Source organism: Halomonas salipaludis, from assembly GCF_002286975.1.
GTDB lineage: Bacteria > Pseudomonadota > Gammaproteobacteria > Pseudomonadales > Halomonadaceae > Franzmannia > Franzmannia salipaludis.
This window is the reverse complement of the sequence record NZ_NSKB01000003.1, coordinates 283,551-303,044: the sequence shown is the minus strand read 5'-3', so window position 1 is coordinate 303,044 and position 19,494 is coordinate 283,551. Positions and strand designations below refer to the sequence as shown.

The window sequence follows — 19,494 nt, the reverse complement described above, 5'->3', positions numbered from 1 at the left end:
GCTCTGCGAGTTACTGTGTCGGGGCGTAGACGCTGATATTGACGCCCGTGCTCACGGCGTTGCTGTGGCCGGTCATGATATTGAATAGCCCGATACCGGAAAAATTGTCCAGCGCCCGGTTTTCGATCACGACATTGCCGCTAACGATGGTGCCGGCGGTAAACGAAGCCCCGGTCACCGCCGCATCAAGATGCTGAATGCTCTGTACATTAACCAGATTGAAGCCGCCTTCACGCCCATAGAGGTGGTCCAGCTCCTGCTCCTCGAGGGTTTCGAAGGCCGCAAAGCCGTCGCTTGACGGTGCGATGGCTGGCGTACCATCCGCCAGTGCCCAGACCCCTGTCACAAGCAGGGCAGCCCCCAGGCAAGGTGCTAACAGTGAGCGGTAGTATTTCATGACACCCCTCCAATGCATGGCAACGAGAAGGGGCTGGCGACGGATAGCCGCCAGCCCATCGGACGCACTCAGTTGCCGATATTCACGTTGCTGTGGGCTGCAACGTTGGTGGCTGCCAGCTGGGAGTTGTAGATCCCGGTCGACAGGTTCATGTTGGCGATCCCGCCAAAGGTGCCGGCGCCTGCTGCCATGCTCGCAGTACCGGTAACCAGGCTGGCTGCACCGCCATTGCCGCCGTTGCCGCCGTTGCCACCGCTGCCGGCCTGGGCCATGGCATCGCCGCTGGTGGAGGTTGCACCACCACCGCCGCCACCGTTGCCATTACCACCCGCACCGCCCTGGGCCAAGGCATCGCCACCGCTGCCCCCTGCACCACCGGTACCGCTGCCGGTGCCGCTGCCGGTGCCACTACCTGATCCTGCGCCACCGGTGCCGCCATTAACCGCAGCACTGGCCATGGCGTCACCATTACTGGTGTCTCCATTGGTTGCAGTGTTGGTATTGTCGTCCTCGAAGTCGTCGGCAATATTGGCCGCGAGTCCCAGCGCGGTGCCACCGGCTGCCGAGGTGTCGTCATTCTTGGCGTTGCCGTTTCCACCCTGCCCGGCGCCGAGACCGAGGCCGAGACCGAGGCCGAGACCATCACCGCCATCATCGCCGTTACCGGCATTGGCATCGGCTTCGCCACCGTCACCGCCGTAGCCACTGCCGCCATTGCCGCCTTGACCCAGTGCAGCGGTTACCGCAAGGGCATCGCCGCCGTCACCACCTACCGCACCCACTGCACCATCACCCGCATTGATATAAATACGTGAGCCGGTAACGGTCGACTGCAGTTCCTGCAAAGCGATCACGCTGGTCGAGGTGTTGTAGGATTCGCTCATCGCCCAGGCATCGCCACCGGCGCCAGAGGTACCACCCGCGCCACCCATGCCGCCCGCACCGCCGGTACCCGCACCGCTGGTAGCCGAGCTATTGGCGCTAAAGCCGTTGTCGTCGTCATCAATCTTCTCGAAAGCATTGAACGCACCGGAGTTGGCGGTGCTACTGCCACTACCACCGGCACCACCGTCTCCACCGTTAGCATTACCGCTATTTCCCCCCACAGCCATCGCCGTGGACTTGACCTCTTGATCCACTTTGTCAGCCACACCGGCGCTAGGGTTGGCATGTGCAGTGGAAATTGCCATCGCCAATGCCAGCATTGATGTTCCCGCAATCACGTAATATTTCATGATCCTTCTCCATACCATGCATGATTTATTGTTTCCTGTGATCACGCGGCCGGGTGGATAGGAGCCTCACAGGACATGCCATCGCACGCCGAACCTGGCGATCGATAAACAAACTGCACGATATGTGCCACATAACTTTACAATTTGAAATATACTTTGATATCAAGGCCATGGGGAGACAGCCAAGGCGAGTCATGAGGGTGATATAGGAACTTTGGGGGCTATAATCGGCGGCAAAACACTCAATAGGTTTACACTTCACCGCCGAACATAGAGGATAAGAGTAAAAGCTCTTTTTCCACAGAGAGTTAGCACAGTTGACAACGTATCAGAGTCGATACACTTCGACATAATTGCCACAAATCAGGCGATTAACGATGCAACATCGTCAGCCTTCCAGCACGCCAACCTTGGCCTGGATCAAGCTCACCAGGGTCTCGGTAGCATCGTCGGCGGTGGTATCGAGATGAATCAGGTGGCGACGCTCGTCATCACCAAACGGCTCCAGACTGGCCAGCTGGCGCTCGAGCACGGCAAGGCTCGCTTCCGACGGATCGCCACCGCGTCGAGCACGCTTTTCAATACGTCGCCGCAGTGTCGCTTCGTCGGCCTCGAAGCTCACCGTCAATAGCGGCAGGCCGCGGCCTTCCGCTTCCCAGCCGAGCATGTCGCGCTGCCAACGTCTCAGGCAGGTGGCATCGATGCACACCGGAAGCCCCGACTCCAGCAATAGGCCGACGAGCTTGGCAAGTCGCCGGTAGGTGCGCTGTGTGGCTGCTGGAGTATAGATATCCACACCCTGTTGCCGACTATCCGCCTGTGGATGAAATCCGAACAGTCGCTTGCGCTCGACGTCGGATCGCAGCCGTACACCACCCAGCCAGCGAATGACCTCGCCGGTGAAGCGGCTCTTGCCGCTCCCCGATACCCCGACGCCAATCAGCAGATAAGGAAAGCGAAAGCGGGCATAGCCGTCAGCCAGACGCAGATAGCGGCGACACTCCATCAGTGCCTGCTGCTGCTCATCCGGGTCGCCTGACTGGCGATAGCGAATCGCCGACACCTTAGCCATGACCAGCGCACGGTAGAGCTTGTAGTAGGCGAGCACCCGTGCCAGCCCATAGTCGCCGGAGAGTTCCAGGTAGCGGTTCAGCGCATGCCGGGCGAGGGGCTCTTCACCGCGCGCCTCGAGATCCATCAGCAGGAATGCCAGGTCGCAGGCCACGTCGTTCCAGCGCAGCTCGTCGTTGAACTCGATGCCGTCAAACAGCAGCGCGCGGCCCTCGTGATGGACCGCATTGCCGAGGTGGATATCGCCATGGGTCTCGCGCACGAAGCCGTCGCGGTGGCGTGCCGTGAATACCTCCTGCAGCCGGCCGAAAGCCTCATTGGCCAACGTCTCGAGAGACGCCAGAGACGCCAGGTCGTCACCATCGTCGAGGCGCTCGCGAATCAGCTCGAACTCCCGCGTCATGATCGACGCGGTCGACGCGGCGCTGCCAAGCAGGCTATCCGCCGCCACCGGGGCGGCCCGTTCGTGAAAGACGACCAGTTGATCGATCAGGTCGTCGATCAGCTCCTGGGAGAGCTCACCGCTGGCCTGCAGATGGCTGAACAGCAGACGATTGCTGAACTGGCGCATCTTCACGGCGTACTCGAAGGGCGCGCTGGGGTCATTGATGCGTGGGGCCTCGGGAGACCCGGAAATCGGCACCGCGGCAACGTAGAGGTTGGGCGCCAGACGACGATTGAGACGCACCTCCTGTTCACACAGCGCGCGCCGCTTGGCCAGCGTGGAGAAGTCCAGGAAGCTGCCGAAATCGAGCGGCTTCTTGATCTTGTAGGCAAACTCGCCGGTCAGCAGAATCCACGAGATATGCGTCTCGTGGACCTCCACCGCAGCCACGGGGTGGTCATAACCACTCGGCGACCTGAGCGCCTCGATCAGCGTTTCACTCACCCTGGATCCTCTCGATACAAGACCTCAAGGGTCAGGAGGTCCGTGCCATGAGCGCAAATGCACGCTCGGCGGCATCCAGCGTCGCCTGGATGTCCTCCGCGGTATGCGCACTCGACATGAAACCGGCTTCGTAAGCGGATGGCGCCAGATAGACGCCCTCATCGAGCATCGCCGAGAAGAAGCGGCGGAAGGCATCGGCATCGCAGGCCGTCGCCTGGGCGAAGTTATCGACCCGCGACTGGCCGGTGAAGAAGACCCCGAACATGCCTCCGGCACGCTGGGTGATCATCGCTACACCAGCGGCCTCGGCGCGAGCCTCGAGCCCGCTGCACAGGGTCTCGACACGCTGCGCCAGGGCGTCGTGAAACCCCGGTTCGCGCAGCTTGGTGAGTAGCGCGATGCCGGCGGCCATGGCCAGCGGATTGCCAGCCAGGGTACCGGCCTGATAGACCGGTCCCAGCGGTGAAATGTGCGACATGATCTCGCGCTTGCCGCCGAAGGCACCCACCGGCATGCCACCGCCGACGATCTTGCCCAGGCAGGTCAGGTCGGGGGTCACCCCGTAGTGGGCCTGGGCACCGCCCAGCGCCACGCGAAACCCGGTCATCACTTCATCGAAGATCAGTACGCTAGCGTGCTGGTCGCAGACCCGACGCAGCCCCTCGAGGAACCCCGGCTGCGGCGGTATGCAGTTCATGTTGCCGGCCACCGGCTCGACGATGATGCAGGCCACCTGGTCGCCGATCTCCTCGAAGCAGGCCTCCAGCGCATCGAGGTCGTTGTGGGGCAGGGTCACGGTGTGTTCGGCCAGCGCCGCCGGTACCCCGGGGGAGCTCGGCTCGCCGTGGGTCAACGCGCCGGAGCCGGCCTTGACCAGCAGCGAATCGGAGTGACCGTGATAGTTACCCTCGAACTTGACGATCTTGTCGCGGCCGGTGAAGCCGCGCGCCAGGCGAATCGCCGACATGGTGGCCTCGGTCCCCGAGTTGACCATGCGTACCAGCTCGATGCTGGGAATGATCTCGCAGATCAGCTCTGCCATGCTGGTTTCGATGGCGGTAGGCGTGCCGAAGGAGAGGCCGTGGTCGAGCTTGTCACGCACCGCGCCCAGCACTTCTGGGTCGGCATGGCCGGTGATCATCGGCCCCCAGGAGCCGACATAGTCGACGTAGCGCTGGCCTTCGACGTCGAACAGGTAGGCGCCCTGAGCGCGCTCGATGAACACCGGCGGCCGATGCAGTCCCTTGAAGGCGCGCACCGGTGAATTGACGCCACCGGGGATGTGGCGACAGGCCCGTTCGAAGAGCTCGGCAGAAGTGGTCATGGCAATCTCTCGGCAGTCAAAAGTGTCTGTGGATAACTCTCTGGACAGTGCGGATAACTCTCTCTGCACTACCTGTGGATAATCTTACGGCGATAACGCGGCGAGCTGCCGGTTCAGCCGACGCACCCTGGCCTCGACGTCGCTGCCACCGAACACCGCCTCGACGCTGGCGAGCAGATCGGCGCCGGCGCGCCGCGCGCTGGCAGCGGAGTGTTCGTCGATGCCACCGATCGCCACCCGCGGCAGCCCCAGATCGGCAGCCTGGGCCAGCAGTGCCAGCGGTGCTGGCGGCGCATCGGGCTTGGTGCGCGAGGTAAAAAAGCGCCCGAAGGCGACATAGCTGGCCCCCTCGCCCCTGGCCCGCTCGGCAAGCTCAAGGCTCGCGTGGCAGGTGGCGCCGATCAGCGCTTCGCCTCCCAGCCGCTGCCTGGCCTCAGCCAGTTCACCGTCGCTCTGTCCCAGGTGCAAACCCACGCCCGCGAAGCCAGCATCGCGCAGCCTCAGGGCCAAGCCAGTGTCATCGTTGATGATCAACGGCACCGCATGTGCCTGGCACAGGCTGGCCAGCGCCGCAGCCTGGCGCCAGCGACGCGCATCATCGCTGGACTTGTCTCGATACTGCAACAGCGCCAGCCCACCGCGCAAGGCGGCATCGCAGGCGTTCAGCAGGGTGCGATCATCGGGCAGCAGGGCAGCATCGGTGATCGCGTAGAGGCCGCGCTGCCAGGCCATCGAATCAGTCGTCATATCGATCACTCCAGGCCGGATGGCGCCATAGCCGACGCGGCAGCGCCTGGCCCTCAGGGCGTTGTGGGGCAGGCAACCAAGCGTGTTCGAGGCTCTCCCAAGTATAGCGCTGGGCCTGCTCGCAGGCCGGCATCAGCCGCTCGCCGCAGGCCAGTCGCGCCGCCAGCGCCGCAGCCAGGGTACAGCCGGAACCGTGGAAGCGTCCCGGCAATCGCGGCCAGTGCCACTGGCGCCCCTCGTCCGGGGTATGCAGGGTGTGGATAACCTGGCGCCGGTCGCTGCCAGGCAGCGGATCGTCGGTGGCGGTGACCAGCACCGCCTGGCAGCCCAGCGACAGCAGCTCGATGGCACGGTCGGTATCGCTGAGCAAGTCGTCACTGGCCAGGCGCGCGAGTTCGGAGCGATTGGGGGTAATGATATCCACCAGCGGCAGTAGCCGCTCGCGGAACGCATCGCGCAGTTCCAGGCTGGAAAGCTCGCGACCACCGCCGGCCTTGAGTACCGGGTCCATGACCAGCGGCACGCCAGGGTAGCGGCGCACGATATCCACCACTGCATCGAGGCTCTCGAGGCTCGCCACCAGGCCAACCTTGATCGCCGCCACCGAGAATTCATCGAGTGCTGCGGCCATGTTGCGCATGGCATCCGGGTCGCAGGGCATCACCGTCGTAACGTCGGCGCTGCTCTGCACCGTCAACGCGGTGGCAATCGTCAGCGGCCAGGCGCCACAGGCGCTGATCGCTTCGGCATCGGCAACCAGCCCGGCACCACCGGTAGGATCGTGACCGGCCATTACCAGCACTGCCGGCAGTTGGCGGTTGGCTACTCGCGGCGCATGAGTCGTATCCATTAAAACGGCTTGACCACGGCCAACACCACGATGATCAGCAGCGCGATCACCGGCGCCTCATTGAACCAGCGAAAGAACACATGGGACTTTTCGCAGCGCGCCGCGGCAAGCTGCTTCATATATATAAGGCACACATGGTGATAGCCGACCAGCAGTACCACCAGCAGCAGCTTGACGTGCATCCACCCCTGGCCCATCCACGCCGGTACCAGGGCCAGCAACCAGATGCCGAAGCCCAGCACGGCGATCATCGACGGCAGCATGATGCCACGGTAGAGCTTGCGCTCCATGATCAGGAAATAGTCGATGGCCTGCTGGTCGCCCTTGTCCCGTGCCACGGCGTGATAGACGAACAGTCGCGGCAGATAGAACATCGCCGCAAACCAAGTGACGATGGCGATCAGGTGCAGTGCCTTGATCCACAGATACATGCCGGCTCCTTGGACAGGAACGCCTCGCCGCAGCGCTCAGCGACGATAGCGATAGTAGGTTTCGATGGCGTCGCGAGTGATGATACCGGAAATTCGCGGCCCCTTCGGCCGTCGGTTGCTCTCGACGTAGAGGGCATCCACCGAGTGGTCGTTGAGCAGGTCGAAGGCCTCGCTGAGCGTGGCCTGGAGATGAATCGCTGCCATTTCCAGGCGCTGGCCCGGTACTTCCAGCAGATCGAGCCGCTGCTCGGCGTTCCACAGCGTATCGTCGTTCATCGCCCGGGCCAGGTCGGCAGCCTTGAGTGCCAGGGTCGGCTTGTCGTCGCTGGAGCGCCGGATCACCAGCCATAGCGGCTTGCCGGCGAGTAGCATGCGTGCCTCGTCGCGCCCGACCCAGCGCAGCGTGGTGGCCACGTTGCGCTCCATCACCGCCGGCACCGAGACCCGCGACAGCGCCTGCATCAGCGGCTGCTGCAGCGGATGCAAGCCGTGGCGAGTCACGGCGATGAAGAAGCCGTCGCAGCGACACAGCTGGCGGGCGGTCAGCCCCGAGACCACCACCGCCAGCATCCCCGGCAGGATGATATTGGGGTTGTGGGTCAGCTCGAGTAGGGCCATCAGCGCCGCCAGCGGCGCCTGCAGCACGGCACCCATCATTGCCGCCATGCCCAGCATGGCATATAGCGCCGGGTCGGCGGAGGTCCCTGGCCACAGCCAGTGGCCGAGCATACCGCTCAAGGCGCCGGCGGCAGCGCCCACCACCAGCACTGGTCCGATGATGCCAATCGGCACGCCGCAGGCCACGGTGAAAGCCGTCAATATCAGCTTGGCCAGTACCAGCGCCAGCAGCACGTCCACCGCCAGGTTGCCGTTGAGTGCGGCCTCGAGGCTGTCATAGCCGATACCCTGCACCTCCGGGTACCACATCGCTACACCGCCGGTCATCACCCCCACCGCCGTCAGTCGCTGCCACCAGGGCCACCGTGCGAGAAACTCTCCGCTGCGCGCGACGTGGATGAACAACCCGGCCAGCAGTCCGATGCCCACCGCCGTGACTACGATCCAGGGCAGATTGAACAGCGAATCCAGGGTTACGCTTGGCACCTGGAAGGCTGGCTCCGAGCCATACACCAACTGCGCAATCAGCGCGCCCATGGTCGAGGCCAGGATCACCGGCATGAAGCCGGCAATGGTGTACTCCATCATCACCACCTCCATGGCGAAGATGACCCCGGCAATCGGCGTATTGAACGACGCCGAGATGCCCGCCGCGGTGCCGCAGGCGACCAGCACCCGCAGGCTGTTATGCGGCAGACGCAGCTGCTGGCCGATACCACTGGAGGCCGCCGCGCCGAGATGAATGGCCGGGCCTTCACGGCCGGCGGAGAGCCCGCCGAGCACCGCGACGATTCCCACCCACCACTGGTTCAGCCAATTGCGCAGCGGAAAGCGTCCCTGGTGGTAGGTGAGGCGCTCGATCACATGGCCGACGCCGAGCTTGCGCGCCGTCAGTGGCTGACGGCCCAGCCACAGGCCGATCAACGTCACCGCCAGCAGCGGCAGTAGCCCCCGCGCCCAGGGCGGCAGCGCCTCGAAGGCTTCATGGTCGCCGCCGGGCATCAAGACCAGCCCACCCAGGTCGAGCAGCAAGCGAAAGCCGACCATCAGCGCACCGGTGACCACCCCCGCAACCAGCCCCAGCACGCACAACTGGGGCAGCGCGTCGACATTGGCCAATTGACGTCGGAAACGCTCGAGGCTCAGATCGGGCAAACGCAGGCGCGGCAAAGGCTGACTCCTGTCGGCGGGTCGAGTAGCCCATCGCTGCGGCCACTGACATCTGGTGGATGTCTTCAGCATACAATAGCCGAGCGCAACGCCAAGCCTCCACCACGCCAAGGCGATCGCAGTTACCCCTATGCGAAGGACGCCGGGAGCAAGCCAAAGAGCTGCGATAGCCTGCCCGCCACGCGTGAGAAGTTGACCCTTTTGCTAGGGATTGCCGATAATGGGTGGCTGTCTGGTAATTTTATCCACCCATGGCTCAGGAGCTCATCCATGAGCAGTGCCGAATCCTTCGTTCCGCGCCCGATGTTTCTCAGCGACAGCGCCCAGGCACGCCTGCGTGAGCTGATTCGCGAAGAGGGCAACCCGACGCTCAAGCTGCGCGTCTACGTGACGGGCGGCGGCTGCTCGGGTTTCCAGTACGGCTTCGATTTCGCCGATAGCGTTGCCGACGACGACACCCTGATCGACTACGACGACGTGGCAATGATCGTCGACCCACTCTCCTATCAGTACCTGGTCGGCTCCACCATCGACTTCGAACGCGGCCTGGCCGGTGCCCGCTTCGTGATCCAGAATCCCAATGCCACCACGACCTGCGGCTGCGGCGCCTCCTTCATGGTCTGAGCCAGCCGCTCAGCACGATCTACCGTAGCTTGACGCTTCCCCATTATCTCGCCATGGTTTGACGGTGAGTTCCATAAATAATCGTTCTACAATGGGGAACCCTATGCACCGTAATTCGCTAGATCGCTACCTCTCCCGTACCGCGCTAAGCGCAGCTGTCGCCTTGGGACTCGGTGTTTCCGGCGCCGCCTTCGCCGACCTGCCAAGCGTCGACGTGGTCACCGACCCAAGCTTCGTGCCCTTCGAAATGATGGATCCGGATACCGGCGAGATGATCGGCTTCGACATGGACATCATCAACGAGGTTGCCGAGCGCGCCGGGTTCGAGATCAACCTCACCACCATGGAGTTTGCCGGCATCATCCCCGCCGTGCAGACCGGTAACCAGGAGATCGCCATTGCCGGGGTGACGATCACCGAAGAACGCGCCGAGATCGTCGATTTCTCCGACCCCTACTACGATAGCGGCCTGCAGATCATCGTCCGCGCCGACAACGATGACGTCGAGACCATCGAGGATCTCGAAGGCAAGAGCATCGCCACCCGGATCGGCTCCACCAGCTACGACTATCTGCAGGAAACCCTCGGCGACAGTGCCGATATCACGCCCTACCCAGGCAATAGCGACATGTACATGGCACTGCTCGGCGGCAACGTCGATGCCGCCTTCTACGATGCGCCCAACGTCGCCTACTTCTCCCAGACCCGCGGCGAAGGCCGTACCAAGGTGGTAGGACCGCTCTACGAAGGCCAGCAGTACGGCATCGTCTTCCACCAGGGCAGCGAGTGGGTCGAACCCGCCAATCAGGCGCTGGCCGAGATGCGCGAAGACGGCACCTACGACGCCATCTATCAAGAGTGGTTCGGCGAATCCCCCGACGCCGACTGATTCTCCCACCAGCCTGACGGGGCCGGGACCGCCCGGCCCCGTCGACGTTCTACTGCCTGTCCTCAACGGGAGACCCTGACGTGGACCTGACCTTTCAATTCAACTGGTCGGCGGCGTTCGCCTCGATTCCCTATCTGCTGCCGGGGATCCCCTATACGCTGCTGATCTCCTTCGGCGGACTGGCCATCGGCTTCTTCATCGGCATCTTCTTCGGCCTGCTGCGCATCAGCCCGCTGCGCTGGCTGCGCTGGCCAGCGATCTTCTATATCGAGGTGTTTCGCGGCACCCCGATCCTGGTGCAGGTGCTATTCATCTTCTACGGCCTGCCGCAGCTGCTCGGCGGGCCGATCAACGCGTTGGTCGCCGGCATTGCCGCCATCGCCATCAACTCCGGCGCCTATATATCGGAGATCGTGCGCGGCGGCGTACAGTCCATCGAACGCGGCCAGCGCGAGGCCTCGCTGTCGCTGGGCCTGTCGCGCACCCAGTCATTTCGCTACATCATCTGGCCCCAGGCGTTTCGGCGCATGATTCCCCCGCTGGGCAACCAGGGCATCATCAGCATCAAGGACACCTCGCTATTCTCGGTGATCGGCGTCGGTGAGCTGGTGCGCCAGGGACAGATCTACATCGCCACCACCTTCACCGCTCTGGAGGTCTACTTCATGGTCGCGCTGATGTACCTGGCGATTACCTGGACGCTATCGCTGATCCTGCGCCAGTTGGAGCGCCGCGGCCTGGTCGGACAATAAGGAGCTATCCATGACAACCCAATCCCCCGCCGCCCAGCCCATCGTCCATATGCAGCAGGTCAACAAGCACTTCGGCAGCCTGCACGTCCTCAAGGACATCGAGCTCAGCGTCGCCCCCGGTGAAGTGGTGGTAATCATCGGTGCCAGCGGCTCCGGCAAGTCGACGCTGATCCGCTGCATCAACGGCCTCGAAGAGTTTCAGGCCGGTCATATCGAGGTAGACGGCAACGCCTTGACCCCGCACGGCAAGAGCAGCAAAGCACTACAGACCATTCGTACCGAAGTCGGCATGGTTTTCCAGCAATTCAACCTGTTTCCGCACCTCAGCGTGCGCGACAACATCACCCTGGCACCACTCAAGGTTCGCGGCGTCAGCAGGCAGCAGGCAGCAAGCACCGCCGAGCGTCTGCTCGAGCGAGTCGGTATCAGCGACCAGGCCGACAAGTACCCCAGCCAGCTCTCCGGCGGCCAGCAGCAGCGCGTCGCCTTGGCCCGAGCATTGGCCATGGAGCCTCGGCTGATGCTGTTCGACGAGCCGACATCGGCGCTGGATCCGGAGATGATCGGTGAGGTCCTCGATGCCATGCGCGAGCTGGCCAGGGAAGGCATGACGATGATGATCGTCACCCACGAGATGGGCTTCGCCCGCGAAGTCGCCGATCGCGTGGTCTACATCCACAGCGGTGAAATCGTCGAACAGGGGCCTCCCGCAACGCTATTCGATAGCCCCCAGCATGATCGCACCCAAAACTTCCTGTCGCGGGTTCTCAAACACTGATATCGCGTCAACCAGGATACTGAGAGAGGCCAGTCGTGTATCGACTGGCTTTTTTTTGGCATTTTTTTGCCTGTGGACAAAAAAAATCCCACCGCCATCGAATCGCTCTACAGCCCCCACCACCATGGTGCTGGTGATTTTTTGACCGACTGTGGGCAGTCACGGTGACAAGCACCACCAAGCCCGGTGGATAAACGGTGGGCGATTGTGGCTGTGCACAAAACGCCTTTTCGTCCACAGGCTCACGGCCATCTGTCCGCAGCCGATACGCCTCTTGTCCGTCAATCCCTCAACACTACAATCCATTGATGTAAAAAAGGAAAATCTACTTACCCACAGAAAGTGTCCACACCAGTAGTTACCACAACAACAGAACTTCTTTCTTACTCTACTTATTTTTATTCTTGTCTTAGTCAGGTGAGGCAGGACTGACCAAGACGGTGTGGAAAACCCCTGACGCTTACCCACAGGAGGTTTATACTGGGCAGCCAATTTCCAGCATTGATCATTTTTTCGGCACCAGTGGTGCCATTCGAGGTGCAACGTGGATTACCCCGACCGCTTTGACGTGATCGTCATCGGCGGTGGCCATGCGGGAACCGAAGCCGCTCTGGCCTCCGCTCGCATGGGCTGTCAGACCCTGCTGCTGACCCATAACATCGAGACCCTGGGCCAAATGTCCTGCAATCCCGCCATCGGCGGGATCGGCAAGAGCCATTTGGTCAAGGAGATCGATGCATTGGGCGGTGCCATGGCGTTGGCCACCGACCGGGGAGGGATCCAGTTCCGGGTGCTCAATGCACGCAAGGGGCCGGCGGTACGGGCCACTCGCGCTCAGGCTGACCGGGTGCGCTACAAGGCTGCGATTCGCGGAATGCTCGAGCAGCAGCCCAACCTGACGCTGTTTCAGCAAGCCGCCGGCGACCTGATCGTCGATGGCGACAGCGTACGCGGCGTGGTCACTGAAACCGGCATCCGTTTTCACGCCGAGAGCGTGGTGCTGTGTACCGGAACCTTCCTCGGCGGGGTGATCCATATCGGCCTCGATCGCAGCCGCGGAGGCCGTGCCGGTGACCCGCCGTCCAACGCCCTCGCCGAGCGACTGCGAGCGCTGCCGTTCAACGTGGCACGGCTGAAAACCGGCACACCGCCGCGGTTGGACGCCAAGAGCGTCGATTTCAGCCAGCTCGAGGAGCAGCCCGGCGACAGTCCCACCCCGGTGATGTCCTACCTTGGTGAACGCGGGATGCACCCGCGCCAGGTCAGCTGTCATATCGCCCACACCAACGCGCGAACGCACGAGATCATCCTCGCCAATCTCGATCGCTCGCCAATGTACTCCGGCGTCATCGAAGGCGTGGGGCCGCGCTACTGCCCGTCGATCGAGGACAAGGTCCATCGCTTCGCCGACAAGGCCAGCCATCAGGTGTTCGTCGAACCCGAGGGCCTGGATACCCACGAGCTCTATCCCAACGGGATCTCCACCTCGCTGCCCTTCGATGTGCAGCTGCAGGTAGTGCGCTCGATCAAGGGACTGGAGAACGCCCATGTCACCCGGCCCGGCTACGCCATCGAGTACGATTTCTTCGATCCGCGTGATCTGAAGCACTCGCTGGAGACCAAATTTATCCACAACCTGTTCTTTGCCGGGCAGATCAATGGCACTACCGGCTATGAGGAGGCTGGCGCCCAGGGGCTGCTGGCGGGTCTCAACGCCGCGCGGCGTGCCAAGGGGCTAGACAGCTGGTCGCCGCGGCGTGACGAGGCCTACCTGGGAGTGCTGGTGGACGACCTGATCACCATGGGCACCCAGGAACCCTATCGGATGTTTACCTCACGCGCCGAGTATCGCCTGCTGCTGCGCGAAGACAACGCCGACCTGCGCTTGACCGAAATCGGCCGTGACTTGGGCCTGGTCGACGATGACCGCTGGACGGCTTTCTGCGCCAAGCGTGAAGCCGTCGAACGCGAGCAGGCACGGCTCAAGGCCAGCTGGGTACAACCGGGCACCGCCGCCGGCGATGCTATCGCCGACAAAACCGGCCAGCCGCTGGCCCATGAGTATTCACTGCTCGACCTGCTCAAACGACCCGAGCTCGAGTATCGCGACCTGGCTTCCCTGCCCGGCATCGAGGGGCAGCCGGTCGATGACGACGCCGTCGCCGAGCAGGTCCAGATTCAGGCCAAGTATCAGGGCTACATCGCTCGCCAGCAGCACGAGATCGACAAGCTCAAGCGCCACGAGGCCACGCCACTGCCCGCCGAACTCGACTTCGAGCAGGTCGAAGGGCTATCCCACGAAATCCGCCAGAAACTCAGCGCAGCGCGGCCGGAGACCCTGGCCCAGGCCGGGCGAATCGCCGGCGTCACCCCGGCGGCGGTATCGATCCTGCTGGTTCATCTCAAGAAACGCCGCCTGCTCGACGACACGCGGGTGGCCAACGGATGATCGATGCTGGCATTGCTGCTCGGCTGGACGAAGGGCTCCAACGACTCCAGATCATCCCCGACGACACCCAGCGTGAGCAGCTCCTCGGCCTGCTCAGCTTGTTGCACAAGTGGAACCGCGCCTATAACCTCACCGCGGTACGCTCGCTGGAGGAAATGGTGCCTCGTCACCTGCTCGACAGCGCCGCGGTACTACCCTTCGTCGGCGGCCCGAGGCTGCTCGACGTGGGCGCTGGCCCGGGGTTTCCCGGGCTGGTATTGGCGATCCTGGCGCCTCGGCTTCAGGTCAGCCTGCTCGACAGCAATGGCAAGAAAGTACGCTTTCAACGCCAGGCTGTGCTGGAATTGGGACTCGACAACGTGACGCCGATTCAGGCGCGGGTAGAAGCGCTCGAGGCACAGCCCTTCGACCAGGTGATTTCACGCGCCTTCGCCAGCCTCGAGGATTTCGTGGCGCTGAGCGATCATCTGCTTGCCCCTGCGGGGCAGTGGCTGGCGATGAAAGGGCCCGGTGCCGACGACGAACTGGCAGGACTGCCGTCGGGCGTCATACTGCGTCGTCGCCATGCGCTGCAGGTCCCCTTCGAGAGCGCTCAGCGACAGCTGCTGGTACTCGAACGCCACGCGCTCACCTAGGTCTGCCCCCGGCAGGCCGGCACAAGGAAGGAAGTCGCTCGTGACCAAGATCATCGCCTTGACCAATCAGAAGGGTGGCGTGGGCAAGACCACCACCGCCGTCAATCTTGCCGCCAGCCTGGCGGCGCTGGATCGACGCGTGCTGCTGATCGATCTCGATCCCCAGGGGCATGCCACCATGGGCAGCGGTATCGACAAGCATGAGCTCGACGGCAGCGTGCTCGACGTGCTGATGGGGGACAAGCGCGCCACCGAGGTGATTCTCGACTGCCCGCAGGCCGGCTATGCGCTGCTGCCCGGCAACGGCGACTTGACCGCTGCCGAGGTCGACCTGCTCGACCGCGACCAGGGGCGTGAGCGCTGCCTGCTCGACGCCATACGCGAGCTGGCCGCCGAGTACGACGTGGTGCTGATCGACTGCCCGCCATCGCTCAATATGCTCACCGTCAATGCGTTGACCGCGGCGGATGGGCTGTTGATTCCGCTGCAGTGCGAGTTTTACGCCCTTGAAGGGCTTTCGGCGCTGCTCGATACCGTCGAGCAGATCAAGGACAGCGTGAACCCCGATCTCGAGATCCTGGGCATCGTGCGCACCATGTTCGATTCGCGTAACAGCTTGACCCGCGATATCAGCAAGCAGCTGCGTGACTACTTCGGTGACACCCTGCTCAAGACCACCATTCCGCGCAATGTGCGGGTCGCTGAGGCGCCCAGCCACGGCCTGCCGGTCACCAAGTATGCGCGTTTTTCGCGTGGCAGCCAGGCCCACCGGGTGCTGGCCAAGGAACTGATTCGTCGACTGTCGCTGTAAGCGATATCGCCATCTGCCAGTGAGGAAGAGCCGATGACCCGTAAACGTGCCCTGGGACGTGGCCTGGATGCCCTGATCGGCGGTGGCGCCAGACGCCGCGACGGCGAGCCGCTGGTCGAGGTCGACCTCGTGGCCGGCAGCGATCCTGCCGAGGCCGTACCGGCGGCCGCGGAGGAGCGCCTCGAGCGCCTGCCGCTGGGACAGCTGAGTCGCGGCAAGTATCAGCCGCGCCGCGATATCCAGCCTGAAGCGCTGGAGGAACTCGCCGACTCGATCCGTGCTCAGGGCGTGATGCAGCCCATCGTGGTACGGCCGGTCGGCGAGGCACGCTATGAGATCATCGCCGGCGAACGGCGCTGGCGCGCCGCCCAGCTGGCCGAGCTGGACAGCATTCCGGCAGTGATCCGCGAGGTCAGCGATCAGGCTGCGCTGGCGCTGGCGCTGATCGAGAACATTCAGCGCGAAAACCTCAATCCGATGGAAGAGGCGATGGCGCTCAAGCGGCTGATGGAAGAGTTCGAGCTGACCCAGCAGCAGACCGCCGACGCGGTGGGCAAGTCGCGTGCCCAGGTAGCCAACCTGCTGCGCCTGATGGCCCTCGACCCGGAAGTGCAGACCCTGCTCGAGCGTGGCGACCTGGACATGGGCCACGCCCGGGCACTGCTGTCGTTGAGCGGCGCCAAGCAGCGCCGTGCCGCCCACGAGGTGGTCAACCGCGATCTTACGGTTCGCGATACCGAGGCCCTGGTCAAGCGTATCGCTGCCGGCGAGCCCAAGAAGGCCGATAAACCCGCTCCGAGTCCCGACGTGGCGCGTCTCGAAACGCGGCTTGGTGATCTGCTGGGGGCGCCGGTCAAGATTCAGCACGGCCGCGGCGGCAAGGGACGACTGACCATTCGCTACGCCAGCCTCGACGAGCTGGACGGCATTCTCGAGCATATCCGCTGAGCGCAAGGCACGCTTATCAAATTAGCACGCTAATGGGTTTTACCTGCTGAGTCTCCCCCATTGGTCCTAAGCCGGCGTCATATCGCGCAAAATCGCCGCGCTCTCGGTTGAAGGTGGTAGGGGGCTTCCCTATAATCCGCGGTTGTTTGCTTTAAGGATGGGCGTAACACGCTGCCGCGCTGGTTGGTCATTGTCACTGCGCCGAGCGTCGCAACGAGGTATCGAATGCACGTAAGCGCCCGTCGTAGAGGATTGTCATGGCAGCGTCTGCCGCTGGCGCAGCTGATGTCGGCGCTAGTGCTAGGCCTGCTGGCGCTGCTGAGTGCCGGGCCTGGCGCAATGTACAGCGTGCTGCTGGGTACAGGGGTTGCGCTGCTGCCGACGCTGTACTTTCTGTGGCGTGGGTTGCAGGTGCGCGGCGGACGCCGGCCTCGCATCAGCGTGGCCAATTTCTATCAAGCAGCGGTCGGCAAGTTCGGTTTGACGGTAGCACTGTTCGTGGTGGTGTTCGTGTCAGTGCCCCCTTCAAACCCGACTTTCTTCTTTATCGCCTATGTGGCGGCCCAGAGCGTGCACTGGCTGACTCCCTGGCTATTGCGTGACCGGCCGACCCCCTGACCTGAGGTAAGCAGCGTATGGCAGCAGATAACGAAATATCCGCCATCTATTACATACAGCACCACCTCCAGAATCTGACCTTCGGCAAGCACCCGGACAACGGCTGGTCATGGGCCAGCAATTCCACGGAAGCCACCGAAATGGGCTTCTGGGCCATTCACGTAGATACCATGGGCTGGTCGATCGCCATGGGCGCGCTGTTCATCTGGGTGTTCCGCAAGGCCGGGCGCATGGCGACCACCGGGGTGCCAGGCGGTCTGCAAAATGCTGCCGAGATGGTCATCGAGTTCATCGAGAATCTGACCCGCTCGACCTTCCACGGCAAGAACTCCCATATCGCGCCGCTGGCGCTGACGCTGTTCATGTGGATCCTGCTGATGAACAGCCTCAAACTGATTCCAGTCGACTATCTGCCCGAGATGTTCGGCCGCCTCGGCGTCGAATACATGAAGATCGTGCCCACCACCGACGTCAATGCCACCCTGGGAATGGCCTTCGGGGTGTTTTGCTTGATCATTTACTACAGCATCAAGGTCAAGGGCGCTGGTGGCTTCGCCAAGGAGCTGTCACTGACGCCGTTCAACCACTGGCTGCTGATCCCCTTCAATCTGGTTCTGGAAGTGGTTGGCTTGATAGTCAAGCCGATCAGCCTGGGGCTGCGTCTGTTCGGCAACATGTTCGCCGGTGAAGTGATCTTCATCCTTATCGCCCTGCTGCCGTTCTGGGCGATCTGGCTGCTGGACGTGCCGTGGGCCATTTTCCACATTCTGGTGGTATCGCTGCAGGCATTCATCTTCACGACCCTGTCGATCGTGTACCTGAGTGCGGCGCACGAGCATCATTAAGCATCATGAACCTAGCAACGATTGCAAACGCGGTAACTTTAAACCTGACCTCAACTTGAACTTAGGAGCACTACCATGGAAATCGTTTACCTTGCTGCGGCCATCATTATCAGCGTCAGCGCCCTGGCCACTGGCATTGGCTTCGCCATGCTGGGCGGCAAGCTGCTCGAATCGACCGCACGCCAGCCAGAGCTGGGCGACCAGCTGCAGACCCGTACCTTCATCATGGCCGGCCTGCTCGACGCCGTGCCGATGATCGGTGTGGGTATCGCGATGTACCTGATCTTCGTCGTTGCCGGGTAACGAGTCGTCGTGCCGAGCGCGTGATGCGCTCGGCGTGCTTGTTTCCGGTCGCCACGAAACCGTCAGAGGTATCATCCTGTGAATATCAACATGACGCTTATCGGGCAGACGATCGCCTTCGCGATCTTTGTCTGGTTTTGCATAAAGTATGTGTGGCCGCCGATCAGCCAGGCGCTCCACGAGCGCCAGAAGAAGATCGCCGACGGCCTCGATGCGGCCAGCCGCGCTTCGCGTGACCTGGAGCTTGCCCAGGAGCGTGCCGAGCAGACCCTCCGCGAGAGCAAGGAGCAGGCCTCCGAGATTCTCGAGCAGGCGCACAAGCGCTCCACGCAGATGGTGGAAGAAGCGCGCGAGCAGGCCCGCAGCGAAGGTGAACGCCTGGTTGCCAGCGCCCGCGCCGAAATCGATCAAGAGGTCAATCGCGTGAAGGATGAGCTGCGTGCTCAAGTCGCCACGCTGGCCCTGATCGGCGCCGAGCGTGTTCTGGAGTCCTCCATCGACGAGAAAGCGCACCGCGAGATGCTCGACAAGCTCGCTGCCGAACTGTGAGGAGGTGATCCATGGCGGAAACGTCTACCGTTGCCCGGCCCTATGCCAAGGCAGCGTTCGAGTACGCACGCGATCATCAGGCGCTGACGACCTGGTCCGAGTGGCTCAAAGTCCTTGGCCAGGTCGTTGCCCATAGCGAGCTCGAGAAGGTGCTGTCGAGCCCCAAGCTGACCGACGCACGCAAGGTCGAGCTGCTTATCGAGGTGGCCGACGCCGAACTCGACGACGCCGCGCGGCGATTCCTCGAGACCCTGGCCAGCCAGGATCGCTTGCTCGCACTGCCGTCCATCGCCGCTCAGTTCGAGGCCCTGCGGGCCGACCATGAACAGCGCGTCGACGTGACGGTAGTCTCGGCTTATACGCTCGAGGACAAGCAGCAGAAAAAGCTCGCCAGTGCGCTCAAGAAGCGCCTGAATCGCGAAATCTCCATTACCACTCAGGTAGACCCGGCGCTGCTGGGCGGTGTGATCCTGCGTGCCGGCGATACCGTCATCGACGGTTCGGTACGCGGTCGATTGAACCGTCTGCGCGAGTCGCTCTACGCCTGAGTTTGAGGGACAT

General features: G+C 62.9%; 21 protein-coding genes. 13 read left to right on the top strand and 8 right to left on the bottom strand.

Annotated features, from left to right (window positions below):
- Positions 1-10 precede the first annotated feature (10 nt).
- From CK498_RS09000 to CK498_RS08965, 8 genes are all read right to left on the bottom strand, one after another.
- Positions 11-397, bottom strand: coding sequence for a hypothetical protein (locus tag CK498_RS09000; RefSeq protein ID WP_095620532.1), 387 nt, complete (start codon positions 395-397; stop codon positions 11-13).
- Positions 398-465: 68 nt separating this feature from the next.
- Complete coding sequence (locus tag CK498_RS26155) at positions 466-1,632, bottom strand: hypothetical protein (RefSeq protein WP_176475755.1); 1,167 nt, start codon at positions 1,630-1,632, stop codon at positions 466-468.
- A gap of 388 nt (positions 1,633-2,020) precedes the next feature.
- On the bottom strand, positions 2,021-3,592 hold the full coding sequence (locus CK498_RS08990; protein ID WP_095620531.1) for a bifunctional aminoglycoside phosphotransferase/ATP-binding protein: 1,572 nt from the start codon (positions 3,590-3,592) through the stop codon (positions 2,021-2,023).
- 31 nt (positions 3,593-3,623) lie between these two features.
- The gene (gene hemL, locus CK498_RS08985) at positions 3,624-4,916 is read right to left on the bottom strand and encodes a glutamate-1-semialdehyde 2,1-aminomutase (protein ID WP_095620530.1); all 1,293 of its coding nucleotides are present in this window, start codon (positions 4,914-4,916) and stop codon (positions 3,624-3,626) included.
- Positions 4,917-5,000: 84 nt separating this feature from the next.
- Complete coding sequence (gene thiE, locus CK498_RS08980) at positions 5,001-5,663, bottom strand: thiamine phosphate synthase (protein WP_229359018.1); 663 nt, start codon at positions 5,661-5,663, stop codon at positions 5,001-5,003.
- Positions 5,653-6,513, bottom strand: coding sequence for a bifunctional hydroxymethylpyrimidine kinase/phosphomethylpyrimidine kinase (gene thiD / locus CK498_RS08975; protein ID WP_095620529.1), 861 nt, complete (start codon positions 6,511-6,513; stop codon positions 5,653-5,655). Before thiD ends, thiE begins: the two co-directional genes overlap by 11 nt.
- Entirely contained in the window at positions 6,513-6,944 is a 432-nt protein-coding gene (hemJ, locus tag CK498_RS08970) for a protoporphyrinogen oxidase HemJ (protein WP_095620528.1), read from the bottom strand. Before hemJ ends, thiD begins: the two co-directional genes overlap by 1 nt.
- Before the next feature lie 36 nt (positions 6,945-6,980).
- Positions 6,981-8,732, bottom strand: coding sequence for a chloride channel protein (locus CK498_RS08965; RefSeq protein ID WP_229359017.1), 1,752 nt, complete (start codon positions 8,730-8,732; stop codon positions 6,981-6,983).
- 270 nt (positions 8,733-9,002) lie between these two features.
- Between CK498_RS08965 and erpA the strand changes: the two genes are divergently transcribed.
- The 13 genes from erpA (at position 9,003) to CK498_RS08900 (ending at position 19,481) form a co-directional block, all read left to right on the top strand.
- On the top strand, positions 9,003-9,356 hold the full coding sequence (gene erpA, locus CK498_RS08960) for an iron-sulfur cluster insertion protein ErpA (RefSeq protein ID WP_095620526.1): 354 nt from the start codon (positions 9,003-9,005) through the stop codon (positions 9,354-9,356).
- Positions 9,357-9,459: 103 nt separating this feature from the next.
- Positions 9,460-10,245, top strand: coding sequence for a transporter substrate-binding domain-containing protein (locus tag CK498_RS08955; RefSeq protein WP_095620525.1), 786 nt, complete (start codon positions 9,460-9,462; stop codon positions 10,243-10,245).
- Positions 10,246-10,325: 80 nt separating this feature from the next.
- A complete protein-coding gene (locus tag CK498_RS08950; RefSeq protein WP_076749901.1) occupies positions 10,326-10,997 on the top strand; it encodes an amino acid ABC transporter permease in 672 nt (223 codons plus the stop codon).
- A 10-nt stretch (positions 10,998-11,007) separates the two neighbouring features.
- Positions 11,008-11,775: an amino acid ABC transporter ATP-binding protein gene (locus CK498_RS08945; protein WP_095620524.1), complete on the top strand. Its 768-nt coding sequence runs from the start codon at positions 11,008-11,010 to the stop codon at positions 11,773-11,775.
- Positions 11,776-12,319: 544 nt separating this feature from the next.
- Complete coding sequence (gene mnmG / locus CK498_RS08940; RefSeq protein ID WP_095620523.1) at positions 12,320-14,224, top strand: tRNA uridine-5-carboxymethylaminomethyl(34) synthesis enzyme MnmG; 1,905 nt, start codon at positions 12,320-12,322, stop codon at positions 14,222-14,224.
- Complete coding sequence (gene rsmG, locus CK498_RS08935) at positions 14,221-14,859, top strand: 16S rRNA (guanine(527)-N(7))-methyltransferase RsmG (RefSeq protein ID WP_095620522.1); 639 nt, start codon at positions 14,221-14,223, stop codon at positions 14,857-14,859. The genes mnmG and rsmG overlap by 4 nt, the downstream gene beginning before the upstream one ends.
- Before the next feature lie 40 nt (positions 14,860-14,899).
- Positions 14,900-15,670, top strand: coding sequence for a ParA family protein (locus CK498_RS08930; RefSeq protein ID WP_095620521.1), 771 nt, complete (start codon positions 14,900-14,902; stop codon positions 15,668-15,670).
- A 33-nt stretch (positions 15,671-15,703) separates the two neighbouring features.
- Positions 15,704-16,618, top strand: coding sequence for a ParB/RepB/Spo0J family partition protein (locus tag CK498_RS08925; RefSeq protein WP_095620520.1), 915 nt, complete (start codon positions 15,704-15,706; stop codon positions 16,616-16,618).
- 225 nt (positions 16,619-16,843) lie between these two features.
- Positions 16,844-17,236 (top strand): ATP synthase subunit I, encoded by a 393-nt coding sequence (locus CK498_RS08920; RefSeq protein ID WP_095620519.1) that lies wholly within the window; start codon positions 16,844-16,846, stop codon positions 17,234-17,236.
- A gap of 17 nt (positions 17,237-17,253) precedes the next feature.
- Positions 17,254-18,081, top strand: coding sequence for a F0F1 ATP synthase subunit A (atpB, locus tag CK498_RS08915; protein WP_095620518.1), 828 nt, complete (start codon positions 17,254-17,256; stop codon positions 18,079-18,081).
- 75 nt (positions 18,082-18,156) lie between these two features.
- Positions 18,157-18,384: a F0F1 ATP synthase subunit C gene (gene atpE / locus CK498_RS08910; protein WP_010625958.1), complete on the top strand. Its 228-nt coding sequence runs from the start codon at positions 18,157-18,159 to the stop codon at positions 18,382-18,384.
- A 78-nt stretch (positions 18,385-18,462) separates the two neighbouring features.
- A complete protein-coding gene (locus CK498_RS08905; protein ID WP_095620517.1) occupies positions 18,463-18,933 on the top strand; it encodes a F0F1 ATP synthase subunit B in 471 nt (156 codons plus the stop codon).
- Positions 18,934-18,944: 11 nt separating this feature from the next.
- Positions 18,945-19,481: a F0F1 ATP synthase subunit delta gene (locus CK498_RS08900; RefSeq protein WP_095620516.1), complete on the top strand. Its 537-nt coding sequence runs from the start codon at positions 18,945-18,947 to the stop codon at positions 19,479-19,481.
- Positions 19,482-19,494 lie beyond the last annotated feature (13 nt).